The organism is Actinoplanes sp. NPDC048988 (assembly GCF_043197815.1).
Classification (GTDB): Bacteria; Actinomycetota; Actinomycetes; order Mycobacteriales; family Micromonosporaceae; genus Actinoplanes.
Genome location: NZ_JBICTW010000016.1, coordinates 100,448 through 121,204 on the forward strand (window position 1 = coordinate 100,448; position 20,757 = coordinate 121,204).

Below are 20,757 nucleotides of genomic sequence, written 5' to 3' on the forward strand. Positions count from 1 at the left end.
AGAGCCTGACCGCCCCGCCGTCTTGGACGGAAACGACAGTGTCGGACTACGGTCTGAAGGCATGGCCTACATCACCTGTGACCTGGCGATTTCTGTCGACGGATACAGCTCGGGCGTAAATCAGCGGTTGGCGAGACCGTTCGGCGACGGTCCGGTCGACGAGCTGACCAAGTGGATGTTCGCGACGCCCGGCGAGAACGAGGAGGAGATCGCCGGGATCGTCGCGGCCGACGCGTTCATCATGGGGCGCAACATGTTCAGCCCCGGGCGGGGCGACTGGGACCCGGAGTGGACGGGCTGGTGGGACGACCCGCCGTACCACAAACCGGTCTTCGTCCTGACCCACCACGAGCGGGACGACCTGCCGATGGCGGGGGGCACGACGTTCCACTTCGTCACCGGCGGTGTCGACGAGGCCCTGAAGCGGGCGATCGAGGCGTCCGGGGACGGCACGATCGCCGTCGCCGGCGGCGCCACCACTGTCAACCAGTTCCTCCGGGCCGGGCTGATCGACGAGCTGCGCCTGCACATCGCGCCGGTGACCGTCGGGGCCGGGGCGCGCCTGTTCGACGGCGTGCCGCCGCTGAACCTGGAGCGGATCTCTTCACGCGCGGCGTCGCTGGTCACCCATGTCACGTACACAATCAAGCGCTGACAGCGTGGGCCGATAGCCGAAGCGCGGCCGTGGCGGCGCTGGAGCCGTAGACCCGGTCCAGGGTTCGCGGGAGCGGCCAGCCCCGCTCCGCGAAGGCGGCGGCGACCTCGGGGGCGCGCGCGGCGATCAGGCCCGCGGCGTCGTCGAGCAGGGCGCCGCAGCCGGTGCGGCGGAAGGGGTGGCGGCCGGCGACGACGAAAATGCCGGTCGCCTCGGCCGTCACGGCCGCCCGGGCCACCGCCGCCCCGACGAGCCCGGACGTGCCGGTCACCGCGACGAGAGGCATCAGGGGCCCGGGGTGCGGGCCAGGACGAGGCGGCAGCCGGGGGTGATCAGGTCGGTGGAGACGACGGTGAAGCCGGCGGTGGTCAGGTCGGCGCGCAGGGCCGGGAGTGGTGTGGTGCGGTAGTACATGACGAACGGGGGACGCCACACCGCGTTCCGTACGCGCATGGCCAGGTCGAAGCCGAGCGTGGCCACCCCGGCCACCGAGGCCACGGGTGGGGTGTCGCCGATCGGGAAGGCGAACAGGCCGCCCGGGCGCAGCGCTCGGCGCACACCCGCGAAGACCGCCGGGCGCTCCGACGGGAGGAAGTGGCCCAGCGCGCCGAAGCTGACGGCCAGGTCGAAGTCGCCCGCGAAGGGCAGGGAGCGCACGTCGGCCCGGACCAGGGTGGCCGCCGGGTGGGCGCGATGGGCCTCGGCCAGCATCCCGGCGCTGAAGTCGACGCCGGTGACCCGGGCGCAGCCCACCGATTCCAGGACCGACAGGCCGGCGCCGGTGCCGCAGCAGACGTCGAGGCCCGCCTCGAACGGGCCGGTCAGCGCCGCCGCCGTCGCTTCGAGGACGCCCGACGGCGTACGGAACGGGGTGTGGTCGAATTTCGGCGCGAGGAGGTCGTAGCCGCGCTCGACCGAGGACATCGCCTGGACGAACAGTTCGCGGAGCGACGGTCCCTGTGGCGAGAACATCGCCCGAGCGTACCTACCGGCCGAGCATCAGGCGCGGCAACGTCTCGGCGCCGCGAACCCCTTCGGTGCGAAGAGTCAGCGCGACCGTCTAACTCTGGGTGAACCCGGGATTAACGCGCCGCCCTTTTCGCGCAGTTTCCGTGATCGCTACGTCACTGTTCCCTGTATGTCGATCGCGTCGCTTCGACTCTGCGAGGGACCAGCCGGCGACGGTCGCCGGCGCCGAGTCCCGTGGAGGACCCCGTGCCCGACCGACGTCAGGTGCTGCGCATGAGCGCTGTCGCCGCCGCGGCTCCCGCCCTCACCGGAGCCGCCGCCACCATCGCCACCCCGGCGCAGGCGCACGGCCGTACGAGAACCGAGGTCTTCGGACATCGCGGCGCCTCCGGCTACCGGCCCGAGCACACGCTCGCGTCGTACGAGCTCGCGGCCCGGATGGGCGCCGACTACATCGAGCCCGACCTGGTCTCGACGAAGGACCACGTGCTGGTCTGCCGGCACGAGCCGGAGATCAGCGGCACCACCGACGTGGCGTCACGCCCCGAGTTCGCCGACCGTAAGCGGACCGTGGTCCTCGACGGGGTCAGCGTCACCGGCTGGTGGACCAACGACTTCACCCTGGCCGAGCTGAAGACGCTGCGCGCGATCGAGCGCCTGCCCGCCGTGCGCCAGGAGAACACCCTCTACGACAAGCTGTTCGAGGTGCCGACCTTCACCGAGGTGCTGGCGCTGCGGGCGAAGCTGTCCAAGGAACTCGGCCGCGACATCGGCGTCATCCCGGAGACGAAGCACCCCACCTTCTTCCGCCGGCTCGGCCTCGAGCTCGAGACGCCGCTGGTGCGCGCCCTCGACCGGGCCCGCCTCAACCGGCGCGGCGCGAAGGTGTGGATCCAGTCGTTCGAGGCGGTCAACCTCAAGGACCTCAACCACAAGTACCGCGTACAGGTCAACCTGGTCTTCCTGACCTCCGCCGCCGGTTCGCCGTTCAACGACAGCAGGACGTACGCGCAATACCTCACCCCGGCCGGCCTGAAGGAGCTCTCGTCCTTCGTGGACGGCATCGGCCCCGACAAGAGCCAGGTCATCCCGCGCAACGCCGACGGCACGCTGGGCACGCCGTCGAGCCTGGTCAGGGACGCCCACGCGGCCGGCCTCAAGGTCATCCCGTACACGTTCCGGGCCGAGAACCAGTTCCTCCCGGCCGACTACCGCGTCGGCACCGACCCGAACGCCTACGGCCGGGCCATCGACGAGCAGATCACCTTCCTGAAGACCGGCATCGACGGCCTCTTCACCGACCAGCCCGACATCGGCGTGCTCTCCCGCACGCTCGCTTTCGACTGAGTTCTCACCGGATGACCGGGCCGGCGCTCACCTGAGCGCCGGCTCTGTCACCTCAGAGGCTGAACGGCACTGCGACCGAACGACGAAAGCGCTGCTCACCTCGTCCGGCGTCACGAACGACAGCATCCTCGAGGCGCTGACCGGCCTGCTGGGCAAGCCGATCGCCGAGGCGAACGCGCCGTTCATCCCGACCGCCCACGTGCCGTTCCCGGGCGGCCCCCAGACGGTGTGGACGGCGATCCACGGCCCGCTGGCCGGCCTGGGCTGGAAATCGCATGCCGACTGAGCTATCCGCCGCCCGGACCATCTCCGCGCCGCGACACCAGCAGCACGATTGCCGTGACGAAGAGGCCCCCGGAGCCGCCGAGCACCGTGAAGTGAAGCCACGGGCCGCCGAAGTTGTCGTATGGGTCGTCGAGGAAGCGCGCGGCGAAAACGCACATCGACGACACGGCCATCGACCACAGCACCGTTCGGTTGTGCCACCAGGGACGCTCGGCAGCCACCCGTCCTCCACGTTCACGAAGCTGCCGGCGGCGCGCGGCCCGGAACTGTCCCGGGCCGCGCGCCGCCGGTTGCGGCGGAACTATTCGCGGGGTGGGTCGGCCAGGGGCCAGCCGCCGGCGGCCAGGTGGGCGGAGACGCGGACGATGTCTTCCGGGGTGGCGGCCTGGAGGACCTCGTCGTTGATCATTGCCTCGATGTCGGTGGCGGTGATCGGGTCGCCGCCGGTGGTCTCGGACTGGGCGGCCAGGTCGGCGGCGATCTTGCGGACCTCGTCCTCGGTCAGGCTCCGGCGCAGCAGGCCCAGCAGGGCCACGTAGTCCTGCCTCGGCACGCCGGCCGGATATCCGGCCCGCAGCCAGTCGATGGCTCGGGTGAGAAAGGAGTCGGTCATTACTTGTCCACGATGGTGGGGAAGATGTGGTCGAAGCTGATCGTCTTGCCGAAGCCGCTGGCCACGATGAACGTGATGCCCAGCAGCACGCCCAGGATGACGATCGTGAACAGCACGTAGCCGAGCACCGTGCCCGCCGGGTTCGGGCGGGCGTGCGAGTCCTCCGCGTCGCCGCCTGCGCCCCAGGCCAGGGAGCGGATACCGAGCGCGAACAGGGCCGGCAGCCCGGCGCCGAGCACGAGACCGGCGGCCAGGACCTTCCAGGCGCCTTCGAGGGCGAATCCCAGGTTGCTCATCGATCAGACCCCCGTCTTGGCCGGCTCACGGGTGTCTTCCCCGGAAGTCGCGTCCCATTCGTCGTTCACGTTGTTGTGGTCGATCGGTGTCTGCTTCGAGCGCAGGTACATGGCGCCGGCCGCGGCCAGCAGAAGCGCGAAGATCACGATGGCGCCGGTGAGGCCGCCGATCACGTCGCTGATCCACCACATCAGGGCGCCCACGATGGCGGCCGAGGGCAGCGTGATCATCCAGGCCGCGACCATGCGACCGGCTACGCGCCAGCGGACCTGGGCGCCGGGCTTGCCCACGCCGGAGCCGAGGATGGAGCCGGTGGCCACGTGCGTCGTGGAGAGCGCGAAGCCGAGGTGGCTGGAGGCGAGGATGACCGCGGCCGAGGAGGATTCGGCGGCCATGCCCTGGGGCGGGGCGATCTCGACCAGACCCTTTCCGAGGGTACGGATGATGCGCCATCCGCCGAGGTAGGTGCCGAGGGCGATGGCGATCGCGCAGGAGGCCTTCACCCAGAACGGGATGCTCTTGGTGTCCGTCCAGTCACCGGCGGCGATCAGGGCCAGGGTGATGATGCCCATCGTCTTCTGGGCGTCGTTGGTGCCGTGCGCCAGCGAGACGAGGGAGGCGCTGCCGATCTGGCCCCAGCGGAAGCCGTTGTCGGTGAACCGCTGGGCGACCCCGACGGTGATCTTGTAGATGAACCAGGTGCCGACGGCGGCCACGACGCCCGCGATGACCGGGGAGAGCACGGCCGGCAGGAGCACCTTGCCGACGACCCCGTCGAGCTTGGTGCCGTTGCCGTTCCAGTTGACGCCGGCCCAGCCGAGGCCGGCGATGGTGGCGCCGATCAGGCCGCCGAACAGCGCGTGGGAGGAGCTGGAGGGCAGGCCGAGCAGCCAGGTGAGCAGGTTCCAGATGATGCCGCCGATCAGGCCGGCCAGGATGATCAGCAGGAGTGCTTCGCCGCCGTTGGCGGTGAGCGATTCCTTCGGCGTACCGTCCGAATTCTGGATCTTGACAACGGCGTTGCTGACGGTGAGCGCGACCTCGACGGAGAGGAAGGCACCGATCAGGTTGAGGATGCCCGAGAGGGCAACGGCGACCTTCGGCCGCAACGCTTTGGTGGCGATGGACGTGGCCATCGCGTTGGCGGTGTCGTGGAACCCGTTGGTGAAGTCGAACCCGAGAGCGGTGACCACCACCAGCACCAGAATGACCGTTGACTCTGTCACGAAGCCAGATTCACCCGAGCAACGCGCGCGCGGAAGGTTCAGGTGATCAGCATCTAAATGTTGCGCCCTCGTTAACCTGACGTCCATCTAGGGTTTCGCGCGCACACACGTTTCACCCGGCCGAGCCATACAGCTCGGCCGGGTGAATGGCAACTTGTCAGGGTGTGGGCTGGAGCACGACGGTCGCCGTGCCGGTCTGAGCCGGGTCGCCGGTGTCGGTGTACGACGCCACGAAGACCGCTGTCAGGTTGGAGGCGCCGGCGTGACCGGCGTCCAGGAACGTGGTGATCGAGCCGGTGCAGCCGGACGCCGTGGACAGCGGGTGCCCGTGCTGGTCGTGGCCGAGAACGTAGGTCACCGTGACCCGGGCGCAGTCGACCGGCTGGTCGTCGGTCACCTGGACCTGGAAGTTCACCGTGTCACCGAAGTGGAAGGGCTGCCCGGCCTGCGGGCTGGTGAACGAGACCTTCGGGGCCGCCGTGCCGACCGGCAGGATCACCTCGGCCGAGGAGGACCGGCCGGTGCTGTCGGTGACCTTGAGGGTCGGGCGGTAGTTGCCGTTCGCCGTGAAGGTGAACGTCGGGTTCGGCGACCGCGAGTCGACCCGGTTGTCGTTGTCCAGGTACCACTCGTAGCGCAGGGCGTCGCCGTCCGGGTCGGCCGTGCCGGCACTGGAGAACTGGACCGTCAGCGGCGACTGGCCCGAGGTGGGCGTCGCGGCGACCTTGGCGATCGGGGTGCGGTTGCCGCGCACGTAATCGAACCGGGACAACTGGGCGTCCGGGTTCTCGGCGAAGTAGCCGTCGCCGTACTCGAGGACGTAGAGCGCGCCGTCCGGGCCGAACTCGAGGTCCATCGGGTTGTCGAAGACCAGCTCGGGCAGGACCGACTCGATCTTCGTGACCTGGTTGCGGCGGTCGAGGGTGAGCGCCTTGACCCAGTCGCGGGTCCACTCGGCGAACAGCGGCTTGCCGTCGAACGCGGCCGGCCACTTGATCGGCGACCGGGACCACTTGTCGTAGTCGTAGGCCGGGCCGCCCATCGGGCCGATGCCACCGGTGCCGAGCTCGGGGAACTGGGCCGAGGCGCCGTACGAGTAAGCGATCTCCGCCTTCTCGACCGGCGGCAGGTTGCGCAGTCCGGTGTTGTTGGGCGACTCGTTGACCGGCGCCGCGCAGTTGAACGGGGCCCCGGAGACGCCGGTGGCGAAGTCGTAGTCGACGTACGGCTTGTCGGCGTCGGCGCAGTACGGCCAGCCGTAGTTGGCCGGCTTGTCGATCGCCAGCCAGCGGCCGTGCCCGGCCGGGCCCCGGGCCGGGTTCGCGTTCTGCGCGTCCGGCGAGTAGTCACCGACGTAGATCACGTCGGTCTTGGGGTCGATGGTGAAGCGGAACGGGTTCCGCAGGCCCATCGCGTAGATCTCCGGCTTGGTCTTCGCCGTGCCCGGCTTGAAGAGGTTGCCCTTGGGGATCGTGTAGCCGCCGCTCTTGCCGACCTTGATCCGGAGCACCTTGCCGCGCAGGTCGTTGGTGTTGGCCGCGCTGCGCTGGGCGTCGAAGACCGGGTTGCGGTTGGCCCGCTCGTCGATCGGCGCGTAGCCGTCGGAGGAGAACGGGTTGGAGTCGTCACCGGTCGACAGGTACAGGTTGCCCTTGCTGTCGAAGTCGATCTTGCCGCCGACGTGGCAGCACTGGCCGCGGTCGACCGGCACCTGCAGGATCTTCTGCTCGGTGTCGAGACGCAGCGTGCTGCCCTGCAGCTTGAAGCGCGAGAGCTGCAGGTGGCCCTTGAACCTGGCGAAGTCGGCCGCGGTGCCCTCGTTCGGCGCGTCGCCCTCGTTGACCTGGGGCGTCGTCGGGTCGTCCTTCGGCGTGTTCAGCACGGGCGAGTAGTAGACGTACACCCACTTGTTGTGCTTGAAGTCGGGGTCGATCGCGATGCCCTGCACGCCCTCCTCGTCGTGGAGGTAGACCGGGATCTTCGCGGCGAGCACGTTGCGGCCGGTGGCCGGCTCGTGGATGCGTACCTCTCCGGTCCGGGCCGTGTGCAGCACCCGCCGGTCCGGCAGGACGGCGATGGCGATCGGCTCGCCCGGGAAGTCGTTGAGGGTCACCTTCTGGAAGTCCGACGAAGGTGGCAGCGGCTGGGCCGGCGGCGAGGGGTGGGCCACGGCGGCGCCGGGCGCCACCAGGACGGCGGCGCTGATCGCGCCGAGGACGGACAACTTACGAATCATCAGAACCTCAATCCGGCGAGGTAGTCGTAACCGCGTTCGGCGGTCACGAGGGCCTGCTCGGGCGTACGCGGCGGGGAGCCGGCGTCGTCGCGCTCGACGATGTATTCGATGAGTCCCGCTTCCTTCGAGTGGTCGAAGATGCGGCCGAAGTCGATGAGCCCGTCGCCGGGGTCGGCGAAGCTCGCGTTCACGTCGAGATCCTTGACGTGAACCTGCTTGATGCGGCCGCGGTTCTGTTTGATCAGGTCGACCGGGTCGTGCGCGCCCCGGAAGGCCCAGAACAGGTCGACCTCGAAGTGCACCAGGCGCGGGTCGGTCTCCCGGAACAGGATGTCCATGCCGGTCAGGCTGGTCCCGTTCTGCCGGAAGAACTCGGCGTGGTGGTTGTGGTAGCCGAACTGGAGCCCGGCCTTGCGGGCGAGCGCGCCCGCCTTGTTCAGGTCGGCCGCGAACGCCCGGTAGACGGCGGCGTCGCGGATCGGGCCGTTGGCGCCCTGACCGAAGAACGGGTGGACGATGAACTTGTTGCCGACGATGGCCGCGTCCTCGAGAGCACGCTTCCAGGTGTCGGCGTTCCACGGCTGCGGGATGCCGACGTGGCCCGAGGTGGCCCGGATGCCGGCCTTGTCGAGCGCGGCCCGGAACTGCGCGGCCGTGCGGTTGACGAAGCCGGCGTGCTCGACCCTCTTGTAGCCGATCTCGGCGAGCTCGGCGAGGCTCGCGTCGAGGTCGATCGCGAGCTGGTTGCGCAGCGTGTAGAGCTGCACGCTGATCTGGTCACGCGGGACTCGGCTGAGGTGGCCCCCGTGGGAGCCGCCTGCCTGGGCGGCTCCGGGAACGGCGATGGTCGCGGCGGCGCCGGCCGCCGCTGCGGCGCCGAGGAGTTGACGACGGTTCAGTGAATGCGGCATTGCGGTCTCCCTATCGAACGACGTCGCTCGATAGGTTACCGATCTGTTTCGTCGAAAGTGAAGCTAAGTTTCTTCAGATCAAGCAAAAGTTCTCGCTGTCCGGACAAAACATCGTTTAGATGCGGCTGTCAGCGTCGACAAGTGACAGCGCATCGACGAGGATGCGCAGACCCTCCCGCGCCTCGGCCTCGGTGAGGGTCAGCGCCGGCCCCATCCGCAGCACGTTGCCGTACAGACCGCCCTTGCCCACCAGCAGCCCACCGGCCCGGCACTCGTCGAAGACGCGCAGCGTGGCCGCCGGGTCCGGCTCGGTCGTTCCCGGATGGACGATCTCGACGCCGATCATCAGGCCCTTGCCGCGCACCTCCCCCACGATCGGCAGGTCCAGCGCGCGCAGACCGTCGAGCAGGATCGCGCCGACCCGGGCCGCGTTCCCCTGGAGGTCGTGGTCGAGGACGTAGTCCAGGACGGCGTTGCCGGCCGCCGCCGAGACCGGGTTGCCGCCGAAGGTGGAGAAGCTGATGGCCGGCACCGCGTTCATCACCTCGGCCCGGCCCACGACACCGCCGAGCGCGAACCCGTTGCCGATGCCCTTGGCGAACGTGATCAGGTCGGGCGTGACGCCGTGCGCCTGATAACCCCAGAAATGCTCACCGGTGCGGCCCCACCCGGTCTGCACCTCGTCGGCGATGAGCAGGATCCCGGTCTCGGAGAGGACTTTCTGGTACGCGCCGAGCAGGCCGTCCGGGCCGGCCACGAACCCGCCGACACCCTGCACCGGCTCGGCGATCAGCGCCGCCACATCGCCCGCGGTGACAGTGGCCAGAACCTCGCGCAGGTCGTCGACGGCGGCGTCGAGGATCGCGTCGCCGTCCAGGCCGGCCATCCGCCCGCGCAGCCGGTCGCCGGAGGCCAGCCACGAGACGTTGAGCGGGGTGAGCGCGCTCGACGACCAGCTGCGGTGCCCGGTGACCGCCATGGTGGCGAAGGTCCGGCCGTGGTAGCTGTTCTTGATGGCCAGGATCTGGTTGGAGCGGCGCAGGTTGGTCGCCATGAGCAGCGCGGTCTCGTTGGCCTCGGTCCCCGAGTTGGTGAAGAAGACCCGGGCGTCGGGGATGCCGGACAGCCGCGCGATCTTCTCGGCCAGCTCGACCTGCTGCCGGATGAGATACAGAGTCGAGGTGTGTACGACCCCGGTGGCGAGCTGGCGCTGAACCGCCTCGTTGATCTCGGGAACGTCGTAGCCGACCATCGTGGTCAGCACCCCGCCGAAGAAGTCCAGATAGGAGCGGCCGTCGCTCCCGGTGACGCGCCGCCCCGACCCGCTGACGATCTCGAGGGCGTCGTCGCCGTAGTAGGTCGGCATCCAGCTCGGCAGCACAGCCTTGTGGCGGGCCAGCAGATCATCGGTCATGGTCGCTCCTTAGCGGGGTGAATCGGATGAATCCCAGATGCGAGACGGGTGGAGGGGTGGGGCACGGCTACCGCCAGCCGCGGGGGTGCGGGCGGGCTCGGGGGCCGCTGCCCCGGGTGTCGAGCAGGGCGGCGGCGGCCAGGGCGTCGGCGAGGGCCTCGACGTCGGTGGAGACCAGCCCGGCGGTGACGCGGACGTGGTCGGAGGGCAGCGGGGTCACACAGAAGGGGGCGCCGGGGGCTACGGCGATGCCGTGTGCCGCGAGGGCGACCATGGCCATCTGCTGGTCGTCGACGGCCATCCAGAGGTTGATGCCGTCGTCGGCGGTGGCCGTCACCCCGCGGGCGTGCAGGGCCGCGAGCAGAGCCGAACGCCGGGCCGCGTAGACCTCGCGGGCGTCGGAGACCTGGGCGGCCGCGGCCGGGTCGGTGAGCAGGTCGAGCAGGACGGCCTGGAGCAGCCGCGAGGACCAGCCGGGGCCGAGCAGGCGGCGGTCGGCCACGGCCGAGATCACCTGGGCCGGGCCGCCCACCGCGGCCAGGCGCAGGTCGGGGCCGTGCGACTTGGAGAAGCCGGCGATGTGCACGGTCCGCGGCGTGCCCAGGCTGACCGGCGGCGCCGAGGCGATGTCGCCGGCATGATCGTCCTCGACCACGAGCACGCCGGGATAAGAGCCGATGATCTTCGCGAGTGAGGCGGCCCGGATCGCGGTCATGCTCACGCCGGTCGGATTGTGCGCCCTCGGCTGCAGGAACACGGCGACGACCGGGTACGACGCGAGCGAGGCCGCCAGGCCCTCGGGCGACATGCCGGATTTGTCGACCGGCACTCCGATCACTGTCGCACCGACAGTCTGCAACAGGTCGAGCAGCGGCGGAAAGGCCGGATTCTCGACGACCACGTGATCCCCGAAGCGCACCGCCACGCCTATCAGCCGGTCGATCGCGTCCAGAGCACCGTCCACAACGGTCAGGGCGTCCGGCGCGAAGGGCCAGCGAGCGCGCAGCACCTCCTCGAGCCTCGGCAGCACCGGCGCGTCGAGGTAGCTCGACGTCAGCCGCCCGTCCCCGATGCGTTTCAGCGCGTCCGTGAGATCCGGCAACAGGTCGTGGTCGGGCACACCGGTCGACAGATCGTGGGCGACCGCGCCCACCGCGCTTATCTGCGAGTAGCGCAGACGCTGCCGCGACGAAGCGGTCGCGACGAACGTCCCCGACCGCCCGCGCGTCCGGAGAACACCGGCTCGCGTCAGGCTTCGCCACGCCTCGCTCACGGTCGTCGGGCTCACCTGAAGCGAGCGCGCGACGTCTCGTACGGTCGGCAGGCGCGCGCCCGCCGGCAGCGTCCCCGCCGTGATCATCCGGCTGATGGCCGCAGCGATTCCCCGGGCGCTGCGATCGTCCACAGCGTCCACTATTGGCCCGATCAAATTACCTCTCAGAAACATTCCGTTACGTACGGGCAATTGTTCGCATGAATCTGTGTCGTTAGTGTCCTACGGCATCAGGGAGCTCAAAGCAAGCCGCAATCGCCGCCGGTGACAGGGCATGCGATTTCTCGACGGCCGCCGGGTTTGCGGACGTTGGGAAATCGCCTGGCCTGTCACCGGTTACAAGGCGATTGCCGCGGAGCGAAGCGGAGCCAGGAGGGCTAGCGCAGGGGCTATGACGGGGAGTAGACACACGATCACAGGCCTGTTGCGGCCGTGTGAACGCTTATAAAGATCAATTGAGAGGGGCAGCAGTCATGTCCGACGTCGTTCGCGCCGCCCTCGTCCAGACCACCTGGACGGGCGACAAGGAATCGATGATCAAGGCCCACGAGGACTATGCCCGCGACGCCGCAGCACAGGGCGCCAAGGTGATCTGCTTCCAGGAGCTCTTCTACGGGCCGTACTTCTGCCAGGTGCAGGACGCCGCCTACTACGAGTACGCCGAGTCGATCCCCGGCCCGACCACCGAGCGCTTCCAGGCCCTCGCCGCCGAGCTGGGCCTGGTGATGGTCCTGCCCATGTACGAGAAAGAGCAGGAAGGCGTCCTGTACAACACCGCCGCCGTCGTCGACGCCGACGGCTCGTACCTCGGCAAGTACCGCAAGCACCACATCCCGCAGGTGAACGGATTCTGGGAGAAGTTCTACTTCCGGCCCGGCAACCTCGGCTACCCCGTCTTCGACACCGCGGTCGGCAAGGTCGGCGTCTACATCTGCTACGACCGGCACTTCCCCGAGGGCTGGCGCGAGCTGGGCCTGGGCGGCGCGCAGATCGTCTTCAACCCCTCGGCCACCAGCCGCGGCCTGTCGAGCTACCTGTGGCAGCTGGAGCAGCCGGCCAGCGCGGTCGCCAACGAATACTTCATCGGCGCCATCAACCGGGTCGGCATCGAGGAGCTCGGCGACGACGACTTCTACGGGCAGAGCTACTTCGTCGACCCCGAGGGCAAGTTCGTGGGCGAGGTCGGTGACACCCACAACCCCGAATTGATCGTACGGGACCTCGACCTCAGCCTGATCAAGACGGTTCGCGAGCGCTGGCAGTTCTACCGCGACCGCCGCCCGGAGAGCTACACCCGGACGGTGGCCTCGTGAGCATCCTCATCAAGGGCGGGACCGTCGTCGGCACGACCGGCCCGTACGCCGCCGACGTGTTGATCGACGGCGAGACGATCGCCGCGATCTTCGCTCCCGGCCGCGCGCCCGAGGGTCCGGAGATCATCGACGCCACCGGGAAGTACGTCATCCCGGGCGCGATCGACGCGCACACCCACATGCAGATGCCGTTCGGCGGCACCGAGGCCAGCGACACCTTCGACACCGGCACCAGGGCGGCCGCCATCGGCGGTACCACCACGATCATCGACTTCGCCATTCAGCGGTACGGCGAGGTCGTGCAGGACGGACTGGCCGCGTGGCACGCCAAGACGGCGGACACCTGCCACATCGACTACGGCTTCCACATGATCGTGGGCGGGGTCGACGACGAGTCGCTCAAGGCCATGGACCAGCTCGTCACCAGCGAGGGCATCACCAGCTTCAAGCTGTTCATGGCGTACCCGGGCGTCTTCTACTCCGACGACGGGCAGATCCTGCGGGCCATGCAGAAGGCCCGCGACAACGGCGCCCTGATCATGATGCACGCCGAGAACGGGCCGGCCATCGACGTCCTCGTCAAGCAGGCGCTGGAACGCGGCCAGACCGACCCGATCTACCACGGCATCACCCGGCCCCAGGAGCTCGAGGCCGAGGCCACCAGCCGGGCCATCTGGCTGGCCAGCGTGGCCGCCGACTGCCCGCTGTACATCGTGCACCTGAGCGCCTCGAAGGCCCTGGAACAGGTGCGGGCCGCCCGCGACCTGGGCCGCAACGTGTTCGCCGAGACGTGCCCGCAGTATCTCTATCTGACACTGGAGGATCAGCTCGGCGCGCCCGGCTTCGACGGCGCCAAGTGGGTCTGCTCCACTCCCCTGCGCAGCAAGCACGAGAGCCACCGGGCCGACCTGTGGCAGGGCCTGCGCACCAACGACCTGTCCGTGGTCTCGACCGACCACTGCCCCTTCTGCATGAAGGACCAGAAGGAGATGGGCCTGGGCGACTTCTCCAAGATCCCGAACGGGATCGGCAGCGTCGAGCACCGGGTCGACCTGCTCTACCAGGGCGTGGTCGACGGGAAGCTGTCGCTGGCCCGCTGGGTCGAGACGATCGCCACCACCCCGGCCCGGATGTTCGGCATGTACCCGCGCAAGGGCGTCATCGCGCCCGGCTCGGACGCCGACATCGTGCTGTACGACCCGAACGGGCGTACCCGGATCAGCGTCGAGACGCACCACATGAACATGGACTACTCGGCCTGGGAGGGCTGGGAGATCGACGGCCGGGTCGACACCGTCCTGTCCCGCGGCGAGGTCATCTCCCGCGATGGCGAGTACACGGGCCGCGCCGGCCGTGGCAAGTACGTTCCCCGCGCGCTCTCCGACTACCTGGTCTGAACGGAGCCCGCATGGACATCGGAGTGGTACTCCAGAACAACCCGCCGGCCATGCAGGTGGTCGAGCTGGCCAAGCAGGCCGAGGCGGCCGGCTTCAGTCACGTGTGGACGTTCGACTCGCACGTGCTGTGGCAGGAGCCGTTCGTCGTCTACTCGAAGATCCTCGACGAGACCGAGCGGGTGATCGTCGGCCCGATGGTCACCAATCCGGGCACCCGCGACTGGACGGTCCTGGCGTCGCTGTTCGCCACCCTCAACGAGATGTACGGCAACCGCACGATCTGCGGCATCGGCCGGGGCGACTCCGCCCTGCGGGTGCTCGGCGCGACGCCGCAGTCGCTCGGGCAGCTGCGCGAGGCGGTGCAGGTGATCCGCGGCCTGGCCAACGGCGAGAAGGTGACGCTGCGCGGCAAACAGCAGCAGCTCGCGTGGGCGCCGGACAGCCGGCTGGACGTGTGGGTCGCCGCGTACGGCCCGAAAGCCCTGGCCCTGACCGGCGAGGTCGGCGACGGCTACATCCTGCAGCTGGCCGACCCGGACATCGCGGCCTGGATGATCGGCGCCGTGCGGCGGGCGGCCGAGGCGGCCGGCCGCGATCCGATGGCCATCAAATTCTGCGTGGCGGCACCGGCGTACGTCGGGAACGATCTCGGCCATCAGCGGGAACAGACCCGGTGGTTCGGCGGCATGGTCGGCAACCACGTGGCCGACATCGTGGCCCGCTACGGCTCGGACGGCACGGTCCCGCAGGTCCTGACCGACTACATCAAGGGCCGCGAGGGCTACGACTACGCCGAGCACGGGCGGGCCGGCAACACGCACACCACGTTCGTGCCCGACGAGATCGTCGACCGGTTCTGCCTGCTGGGCCCGGTCGAGCAGCACCTCAAGCGCCTCGAGGAGCTGCGCGCGCTCGGCGTCGACCAGTTCGCCGTCTATCTCCAGCACGACGCGAAAGAGGAAACCCTCCGGGCGTACGGCGAGCACATCATCCCGGCGATCTCGTGAGGAAGCTTCTGTACGCCGTCCTCGGGCTCGCCGTCGCCGTCGTGCTGTGGGAGGGCTACAAGGCGGTCGGCAACCCCGACGGGACAGTGCTTTTCGGGGTACGGGTCCTGCCCCGCGCCGACGACCTGTCCATGCCCCACCTGTGGACGGTCCTCGAACGGCTCGGCCGCCCGGAGCTCACGGGCGGCCGGCCGGTCTGGATCGTGGTGGTCCAGGCGTGCCTGTTCACGCTCGGCATCACGGCCGTCGGCTTCGTCGTCGGCGCTGTGGTCGGGCTCCTGCTGGCGGTGGCCATGGAACGGTTCCGGATCGTCGAGCGCGGCCTGCTGCCGTACGTCATCCTCAGCCAGACCGTGCCCCTGGTGGCGCTCGCGCCGCTGGTGGCCGGCTGGGGCGGCACGATCATGCCGGCCTGGGCCGTGGTGTCGGTGATCGCCGCGTACCTGGCCTTCTTCCCGGTGGCCGTCGGGATGCTGCGCGGCCTGCAGTCCCCGTCGGCGAGCGGCGTCGAGCTGATGCGCAGCTACGCCGCCGGCTGGTGGCGCACCCTGGTCAAGCTGCGCTTCCCGTCCTCCCTGCCGTACCTGTTCCCGGCCCTGCGCCTGGCCGGGGCGGCGGCGGTGGTCGGCGCGGTGGTCGGCGAGATCTCCACCGGCACCCGCGGCGGCGTCGGCCGCCTCATCATCGAATACTCGCGCGAGGCCACCTCGGACCCCGCGAAGGTCTACACCGCGATGCTCGGCGCCGCCCTGCTCGGCCTCGTCGTCGCCGGTCTCGTCAGCCTGCTGGAGCTGCCGCTGATGCGGCACCGCCGGCACGTGGAGGTGGTGACGCTATGAGCGCTGTCATGGTTTCGTCCGTCACAAAGGTCTTCAATCAGGGACGCCCGGACGAGGTGGCAGCACTGTCCGACGTGGACCTGACCGTGGGCGACGGGGAGTTCGTGTCGCTCATCGGGCCGTCCGGGTGCGGCAAGAGCACCCTGCTGCGGCTGATCGCCGACCTCATCGAGCCGTCCACCGGCACGGTCACCGTGGCCGGCAAGGGCGCCGGCCAGGCCCGCAAGGAGCAGGCGTACGGGATCGCGTTCCAGCAGGCCGGGCTCTTCGAGTGGCGCACGGTGCTCCGCAACGTCGAACTCCCCCTCGAACTGCGCGGCCTGGGCAAGGCCGAACGCAGGGCGCGGGCCGAGGAGATGCTGGCCCTGGTCGGCCTGGCCGAGTTCGCCGGGCACTATCCGGCCCAGCTCTCCGGCGGCATGCAGCAGCGGGTGGCGATCGCGCGGGCTCTGGCCGTGCAGCCGCCGTTGCTGCTGATGGACGAACCGTTCGGCGCCCTCGACGAGATGACCCGGGAACGCCTGCAGAGTGAGCTGCTGGGCATCTGCGCCAAGACGGGAACGAGCACGGTCTTCGTCACCCACTCCATCTCGGAGGCGGTCTTCCTGTCCGACCGGGTGGTCGTCATGTCGGCCCGCCCCGGCCGCATCACCGCCTCGGTGACCGTCGACCTGCCCAGCCGCGACGACGCCGCCCGCCAGTCACCCCCGTTCTTCGACAAGATCACCGAAGTCCGCCAGGCCCTGCGCGGCGCACCGGTCAGGACCGCCTCATGAAGTGGGTGCGCTCGGTCGTCCCGCCCGTGGCCGTCGGGGTGCTGGCGATCGTGGCCTGGGAGCTCACGGTCTCGCTGGGCCGGGTGGCGCCGTTCATCCTGCCCGCCCCCTCGGCCATCTGGCGCGAGCTGGTCGCCCAGCGGCAGAACGTGTGGGAGGCCGCCCTGGCCAGCGGCGCGAACGCCCTGATCGGCTTGGCCGCCGGCGCCGTCCTGGGCGTGCTGGCGGCCATGGTGGCCAGCCGTTTCACGCCGCTGACCGAGGTCTCCATCCCGTTCGCGGCGGTGCTCAACGCACTGCCGATCATCGCCCTGGCCCCGATCCTCAACAACATGTTCGAGTCGACCAGCAGCATCCCCCGCCGCCTGGTCACGGCGATCATCGTCTTCTTCCCGGTCTTCGTGAACACCCTGCGCGGCCTCCGCGAGGTGGACCCGATCCACCGGGAGCTCATGCACACGTACGCCGCGAGCGGCTGGACCTTCGCCCGCAAGGTCCGCCTGCCGGGAGCACTCCCCTACGTCTTCACGGGCCTGCGCCAGGCGTCCTCGCTGGCCGTCATCGCGGCGGTGGTGGCCGAGTATTTCGGCGGCCTGCAGACCGGCCTGGGCTCGCGGATCACCAGCGCGGCCGCGTTCACCGCGTACCCCCGGGCCTGGGCCTTCGTGGTCGGCGCCTGCCTGCTGGGCCTCGTCTTCTACTTGACCACGCTGCTGCTGGAACGCCTGGCCATGCCTTGGCGAACCCGCCTGATCGCCTGACCCCCCCCCGCCGCCAGACCAGGGCCCGCCCTCCCAAGGGGGCCCCCATCCAACACAGCCATCCTCCCGCATTCACGAAATCTCGGCTGGAGACCTGTGGACAACCGGCACGCGCCCTTTCGAGCACTCTAAGCCCATTTTCGGAGGTATCCATGCGACGAATCCGGATATTTACGGCCGTGGCCGCCGCGACCGCCCTGCTCGCGGCGGGCTGCGGGACGGCCGACGACTCGGCCACGCCCGCCCCCGGCGGCAGCGGCGGCGCCCTGACCCCCATCAAGCTGCAGCTGCAATGGTTCTACCAGGCCCAGTTCGCCGGCTACATCGCCGCCGTCGACCAGGGTTTCTACAAGGAGCAGGGCCTCGACGTGCAACTGCTCGAGGGCGGCGTCGACATCGTCCCCCAGACCGTTCTCGCGCAGGGCAAGGCCGACTACGCCGTCGCCTGGGTGCCCAAGGCGCTCGCCTCCCGCGAGCAGGGCGCCGGGATCACCGACGTCGGGCAGATCTTCGGGCGGTCCGGCACCTATCAGGTCGCCTGGAAGGACTCCGGCATCAAGACCGCGGCCGATCTCAAGGGCAAGAAGGTCGGCAACTGGGGATTCGGCAACGAGTACGAGCTTTTCGCCGGCATGACCAAGGCCGGGCTCGACCCCGGTAAGGACGTCACCCTCGTACAGCAGCAATTCGACATGCAGGCGCTGCTCAAGAAGGAGATCGACGCCGCCCAGGCGATGAGCTACAACGAGTACGCCCAGCTGCTCGAGGCCAAGAACCCGCAGACCGGCAAGCTCTACACCGCCGACGATTTCTCGATCATCGACTGGAAGTCCGAGGGCACCTCGATGCTCCAGGACGCGGTGTGGGCGAACACCGAGAAGCTCAGCGACCCGGCGTACCAGCAGCAGACCGTGAAGTTCCTGACCGCGACCATCAAGGGCTGGGCGTTCTGCCGGGACAACGCCGAGAAGTGCCGGGACCTGGTCGTGGCCAAGGGCTCGAAGCTGGGCAAGAGCCACCAGCTGTGGCAGATGAACGAGACGAACAAGCTGATCTGGCCGGCCACCGGGGGTGTCGGCGTCATCGACGAGGCCGCCTGGAAGCAGACCGTGGACATCTCGATGACCACCAAGAACCAGACCGGTGACACCGTTCTCACCAAGGCGCCGGAGGGGCTGGCGTACACCAACGACTACATCAACCAGGCGATCACCGCGGCCAAGGCGGCCGGCGTGGACGTCAACGGCACGTCGTTCCAGCCGGCCACCGTGACCCTCACGGAAGGCGGCGCCTGAGACAGCTATTCGGTGATCAAGCGGGCCGCCAGGGCGACCGAGGTCAGGTCGCCCTGGCGCAGCTTCTCGGCTGCCGAGTGCTCGCCCAGGTTCTCCAGGCGGTGCGCCGACGAGTCGACCAGTTGGTCGTCGCCGGCCAGCAGCCGCTTGGCGATGCGGGCCTGGGCCGGGCTCAGGTCGGCGTAGGCGCACTGGTCGAGCGCGGTGATGGTCTCGGCGTCGAGCGTGCCGGCGATGGCCCGCTCGGTGACGACCTTGAGCAGCCAGGTCGGCCACCAGCCGTATTTGCCGACGGCCAGGCCCGACCGTACGGCCAGCTCGGGCCGCTGGCCGGCCCGCAGCAGCCGCAGGGCCAGCGCCGAGTCGAACTGTTCGAGCCGCAGCGCGTGCACGAAGACCCGCATCAGGGCCTGGGTGCCGACCACCGGCTCGATCTCCGCCGCCGCGTCGGCGAAACGGCCTTGCAGGGCATGGATCAGCGCGTACGCCTCGGTGGTGCCGGCGTCTCCGGTCGAGCGCTCGTTGAGGCGCTCGACGGTGGCCACCAGCCGATCGGTGCCCTTGGTGGCCCGCTCGGCGAGCTCTTCGCTGGCCGGCTTGTTGAGGTGGCGTACCACCACCTCGGCCGCGATCTCGGCCTCCCGGCGCAGCAGCGGCGAGGCGATCTTCGGCGTGATCACGTCGGAGAGCCCCTCCGCCGCGGTCGCGGCGTCGAAACGCTCCGAGACCTCTTGGAACTGCCCCCACCACGAGGCGGGATGTCCGACGGTCACTACCCCCGTGCTCACGATCGTCCCTCCGTGTAGCTCGCCGGACTCAACATCCCGGCCTTCACCAATGTGCGGCTGAGCGGACGGGTCAGCTCGGCCAGGCGTACGCACGCGTCGGTTCCGATCGCGTCGTACGCCGGCTGGGCCAGCCGGTCGGTCACCGCTTCCACTTCCGCGCGCAGCTCGCGGCCCGCGTCGGTAAGCACGCCACTGTCTTCGGCAATCAAACCTCTGATCTTTAGGGCCTCGGCCGCGCCGGCCCAGTGATCCCGGCCCCAGCCGCGGCTCAGGCGCAGGAACCGCTCGTCCATGTCGCCCGAGGCGACGTGCAGCACCAGCGCCTCGAGTCCCCCTATCCCGGCGGCCAGCAGCGCCGCCACGTGGCCGTCACCGCGAAACTCGCGCAGCAGCGTCTGCGCGTGCCACAGCACGAGGTGCGGCTCGTCGGGCCAGGGGAGGCCGAGATGGGCGGCGAACAAGGGCCGGCCCTGCGGCCACGCGGCCGCCGCTTCGGCCGCCCGCCGGGTCAGGGTGGCCGCCTCGGCCACTTCCGGTGAGGCGAGGGTCGCGGCGCCGAGGCCGCGGGTGAGGGCGGCGCCGGCCGCTTCGAGCCGGGCCCGCGCCATCGCGGCCGGGTCCGTCTTCTCCCAGACCGCCGGAAGGGCGCGGGCGACGAGGGTGGGATTGAAGTTGTAGAAGGTGGCGGTGATGACGTCGGGGCCGACCCGCCCGAACCCGGCGCCGCGGGAGGCGAAATAGCCGTCGGTCGGGCCGACACCGAGTTCGGCGTAGCGCGCGGGGGCTTCCGGGACGAAATAGATCATCGAGTGGAGGGGCTCGGTGACGCGCCAGGCCCGCCGCTGCGGCGACTCGCTCATTCGTCGGCCCCCAGACCGGGCAGCGACGCCGGCGCCGCCGACTCGATCGGCGCGTCCGAGTGCCGTGGCGGCGGCAGCACGGCCTCGGTGGACCAGGTGCCGGACTTGCGGACGGCCGGTCGGGTCACCATGTGCACCGGCAGCGGTGGCGGGGTGAACGGTCCCGCTCCCCAGCGCACCCAGATCGCCTCCCGCCCGGCCGCCGCCTCGGCGAGCAGCTTTTCCACCGTGCGGGGCCGGTCCAGCCGGTCGACCTCGATCGCGATCGGCGCCGCCGACGGCCGGGCGCAGGCCACGTCGAGCACCGAGTGGCCCTTCAGCGGTGGCGGCAGCGGAAAGACGCTGGGCGCCCGCCGGTAGACCCGCCAGCCCAGGGACGAGCCCCAGTCCGCGATCTCCTCGATGATCCGAGCCGTGGCCTGGTCGTTGCTCAGGTCGGTGAAGCGCAGATCGGCGAGCCGAGCTTCCAACGAGTGCGCGGTGTCCATCGCCGTA

General features: G+C 69.8%; 22 protein-coding genes. 9 read left to right on the forward strand and 13 right to left on the reverse strand.

All coding sequences use genetic code 11. The features are described from left to right. Window positions 1–61: 61 nt before the first annotated feature. A complete protein-coding gene (locus ACGFJ7_RS36250) occupies window positions 62–655 on the forward strand; it encodes a dihydrofolate reductase family protein (RefSeq protein ID WP_392646447.1) in 594 nt (197 codons plus the stop codon). On the opposite strand, the gene ACGFJ7_RS36255 is transcribed toward ACGFJ7_RS36250, so the two are convergent. Together ACGFJ7_RS36255 and ACGFJ7_RS36260 are read right to left on the reverse strand one after the other, a co-directional pair. Next, on the reverse strand, window positions 645–941 hold the full coding sequence (locus ACGFJ7_RS36255) for a hypothetical protein (RefSeq protein WP_360253873.1): 297 nt from the start codon (window positions 939–941) through the stop codon (window positions 645–647). The genes ACGFJ7_RS36250 and ACGFJ7_RS36255 overlap by 11 nt on opposite strands. Beyond that, on the reverse strand, window positions 941–1,627 hold the full coding sequence (locus tag ACGFJ7_RS36260; protein ID WP_360253875.1) for a class I SAM-dependent methyltransferase: 687 nt from the start codon (window positions 1,625–1,627) through the stop codon (window positions 941–943). The genes ACGFJ7_RS36255 and ACGFJ7_RS36260 overlap by 1 nt, the downstream gene beginning before the upstream one ends. Window positions 1,628–1,897: 270 nt before the next feature. Between ACGFJ7_RS36260 and ACGFJ7_RS36265 the strand changes: the two genes are divergently transcribed. Further along, window positions 1,898–2,971, forward strand: a complete 1,074-nt coding sequence (locus ACGFJ7_RS36265; protein ID WP_392646565.1) for a glycerophosphodiester phosphodiesterase — start codon at window positions 1,898–1,900, stop codon at window positions 2,969–2,971. 287 nt (window positions 2,972–3,258) lie between these two features. Here ACGFJ7_RS36265 and ACGFJ7_RS36270 read toward each other — a convergent pair whose 3' ends face one another. From ACGFJ7_RS36270 to ACGFJ7_RS36305, 8 genes are all read right to left on the reverse strand, one after another. Further along, window positions 3,259–3,477 (reverse strand): hypothetical protein, encoded by a 219-nt coding sequence (locus ACGFJ7_RS36270; RefSeq protein ID WP_360253879.1) that lies wholly within the window; start codon window positions 3,475–3,477, stop codon window positions 3,259–3,261. A gap of 80 nt (window positions 3,478–3,557) precedes the next feature. Then, on the reverse strand, window positions 3,558–3,869 hold the full coding sequence (locus ACGFJ7_RS36275; protein WP_360253881.1) for a DUF3349 domain-containing protein: 312 nt from the start codon (window positions 3,867–3,869) through the stop codon (window positions 3,558–3,560). Next, window positions 3,869–4,165 carry a hypothetical protein gene (locus ACGFJ7_RS36280; protein WP_360253883.1) on the reverse strand — a complete coding sequence of 99 codons (297 nt, stop codon included), beginning with the start codon at window positions 4,163–4,165 and terminating at the stop codon, window positions 3,869–3,871. The genes ACGFJ7_RS36275 and ACGFJ7_RS36280 overlap by 1 nt, the downstream gene beginning before the upstream one ends. A gap of 3 nt (window positions 4,166–4,168) precedes the next feature. Further along, the gene (locus tag ACGFJ7_RS36285) at window positions 4,169–5,392 is read right to left on the reverse strand and encodes an inorganic phosphate transporter (protein ID WP_360253885.1); all 1,224 of its coding nucleotides are present in this window, start codon (window positions 5,390–5,392) and stop codon (window positions 4,169–4,171) included. Window positions 5,393–5,549: 157 nt separating this feature from the next. Further along, window positions 5,550–7,628 (reverse strand): PQQ-dependent sugar dehydrogenase, encoded by a 2,079-nt coding sequence (locus ACGFJ7_RS36290; RefSeq protein WP_360253887.1) that lies wholly within the window; start codon window positions 7,626–7,628, stop codon window positions 5,550–5,552. Beyond that, window positions 7,628–8,539 (reverse strand): sugar phosphate isomerase/epimerase, encoded by a 912-nt coding sequence (locus tag ACGFJ7_RS36295; RefSeq protein WP_360253889.1) that lies wholly within the window; start codon window positions 8,537–8,539, stop codon window positions 7,628–7,630. Before ACGFJ7_RS36295 ends, ACGFJ7_RS36290 begins: the two co-directional genes overlap by 1 nt. A gap of 115 nt (window positions 8,540–8,654) precedes the next feature. Continuing rightward, on the reverse strand, window positions 8,655–9,953 hold the full coding sequence (locus tag ACGFJ7_RS36300; RefSeq protein WP_360253891.1) for an aminotransferase class III-fold pyridoxal phosphate-dependent enzyme: 1,299 nt from the start codon (window positions 9,951–9,953) through the stop codon (window positions 8,655–8,657). Window positions 9,954–10,020: 67 nt separating this feature from the next. Next, window positions 10,021–11,358, reverse strand: coding sequence for an aminotransferase class I/II-fold pyridoxal phosphate-dependent enzyme (locus ACGFJ7_RS36305; protein WP_360253893.1), 1,338 nt, complete (start codon window positions 11,356–11,358; stop codon window positions 10,021–10,023). Window positions 11,359–11,699: 341 nt separating this feature from the next. On the opposite strand from ACGFJ7_RS36305, the gene ACGFJ7_RS36310 reads away from it, so the two are divergent. The 7 genes from ACGFJ7_RS36310 (at window position 11,700) to ACGFJ7_RS36340 (ending at window position 18,614) form a co-directional block, all read left to right on the forward strand. Next, window positions 11,700–12,539: a nitrilase-related carbon-nitrogen hydrolase gene (locus ACGFJ7_RS36310; RefSeq protein WP_360253895.1), complete on the forward strand. Its 840-nt coding sequence runs from the start codon at window positions 11,700–11,702 to the stop codon at window positions 12,537–12,539. Continuing rightward, the gene (hydA, locus tag ACGFJ7_RS36315) at window positions 12,536–13,936 is read left to right on the forward strand and encodes a dihydropyrimidinase (RefSeq protein ID WP_360253897.1); all 1,401 of its coding nucleotides are present in this window, start codon (window positions 12,536–12,538) and stop codon (window positions 13,934–13,936) included. Before ACGFJ7_RS36310 ends, hydA begins: the two co-directional genes overlap by 4 nt. Window positions 13,937–13,947: 11 nt before the next feature. After that, entirely contained in the window at window positions 13,948–14,943 is a 996-nt protein-coding gene (locus tag ACGFJ7_RS36320) for a TIGR03842 family LLM class F420-dependent oxidoreductase (protein ID WP_360253899.1), read from the forward strand. Next, window positions 14,940–15,782, forward strand: a complete 843-nt coding sequence (locus tag ACGFJ7_RS36325) for an ABC transporter permease subunit (RefSeq protein WP_360253901.1) — start codon at window positions 14,940–14,942, stop codon at window positions 15,780–15,782. Before ACGFJ7_RS36320 ends, ACGFJ7_RS36325 begins: the two co-directional genes overlap by 4 nt. Before the next feature lie 8 nt (window positions 15,783–15,790). Beyond that, complete coding sequence (locus ACGFJ7_RS36330) at window positions 15,791–16,558, forward strand: ABC transporter ATP-binding protein (protein ID WP_360253902.1); 768 nt, start codon at window positions 15,791–15,793, stop codon at window positions 16,556–16,558. Continuing rightward, the gene (locus ACGFJ7_RS36335) at window positions 16,555–17,319 is read left to right on the forward strand and encodes an ABC transporter permease (RefSeq protein ID WP_360253904.1); all 765 of its coding nucleotides are present in this window, start codon (window positions 16,555–16,557) and stop codon (window positions 17,317–17,319) included. Before ACGFJ7_RS36330 ends, ACGFJ7_RS36335 begins: the two co-directional genes overlap by 4 nt. A gap of 152 nt (window positions 17,320–17,471) precedes the next feature. Further along, window positions 17,472–18,614, forward strand: a complete 1,143-nt coding sequence (locus tag ACGFJ7_RS36340; RefSeq protein WP_360253906.1) for an ABC transporter substrate-binding protein — start codon at window positions 17,472–17,474, stop codon at window positions 18,612–18,614. Between the two features lie 5 nt (window positions 18,615–18,619). Here the strand turns inward: ACGFJ7_RS36340 and ACGFJ7_RS36345 are convergent, their stop codons facing one another. Genes ACGFJ7_RS36345 through ACGFJ7_RS36355 form a run of 3 tightly spaced genes read right to left on the reverse strand, consistent with a single transcriptional unit; the run spans window position 18,620 to window position 20,750 of the window. Beyond that, complete coding sequence (locus ACGFJ7_RS36345; protein ID WP_360253908.1) at window positions 18,620–19,402, reverse strand: hypothetical protein; 783 nt, start codon at window positions 19,400–19,402, stop codon at window positions 18,620–18,622. Continuing rightward, window positions 19,399–20,262: a hypothetical protein gene (locus ACGFJ7_RS36350; protein ID WP_392646454.1), complete on the reverse strand. Its 864-nt coding sequence runs from the start codon at window positions 20,260–20,262 to the stop codon at window positions 19,399–19,401. Before ACGFJ7_RS36350 ends, ACGFJ7_RS36345 begins: the two co-directional genes overlap by 4 nt. Continuing rightward, window positions 20,259–20,750, reverse strand: coding sequence for a hypothetical protein (locus ACGFJ7_RS36355; RefSeq protein ID WP_392646456.1), 492 nt, complete (start codon window positions 20,748–20,750; stop codon window positions 20,259–20,261). The genes ACGFJ7_RS36350 and ACGFJ7_RS36355 overlap by 4 nt, the downstream gene beginning before the upstream one ends. Between the last annotated feature and the right edge of the window lie 7 nt (window positions 20,751–20,757).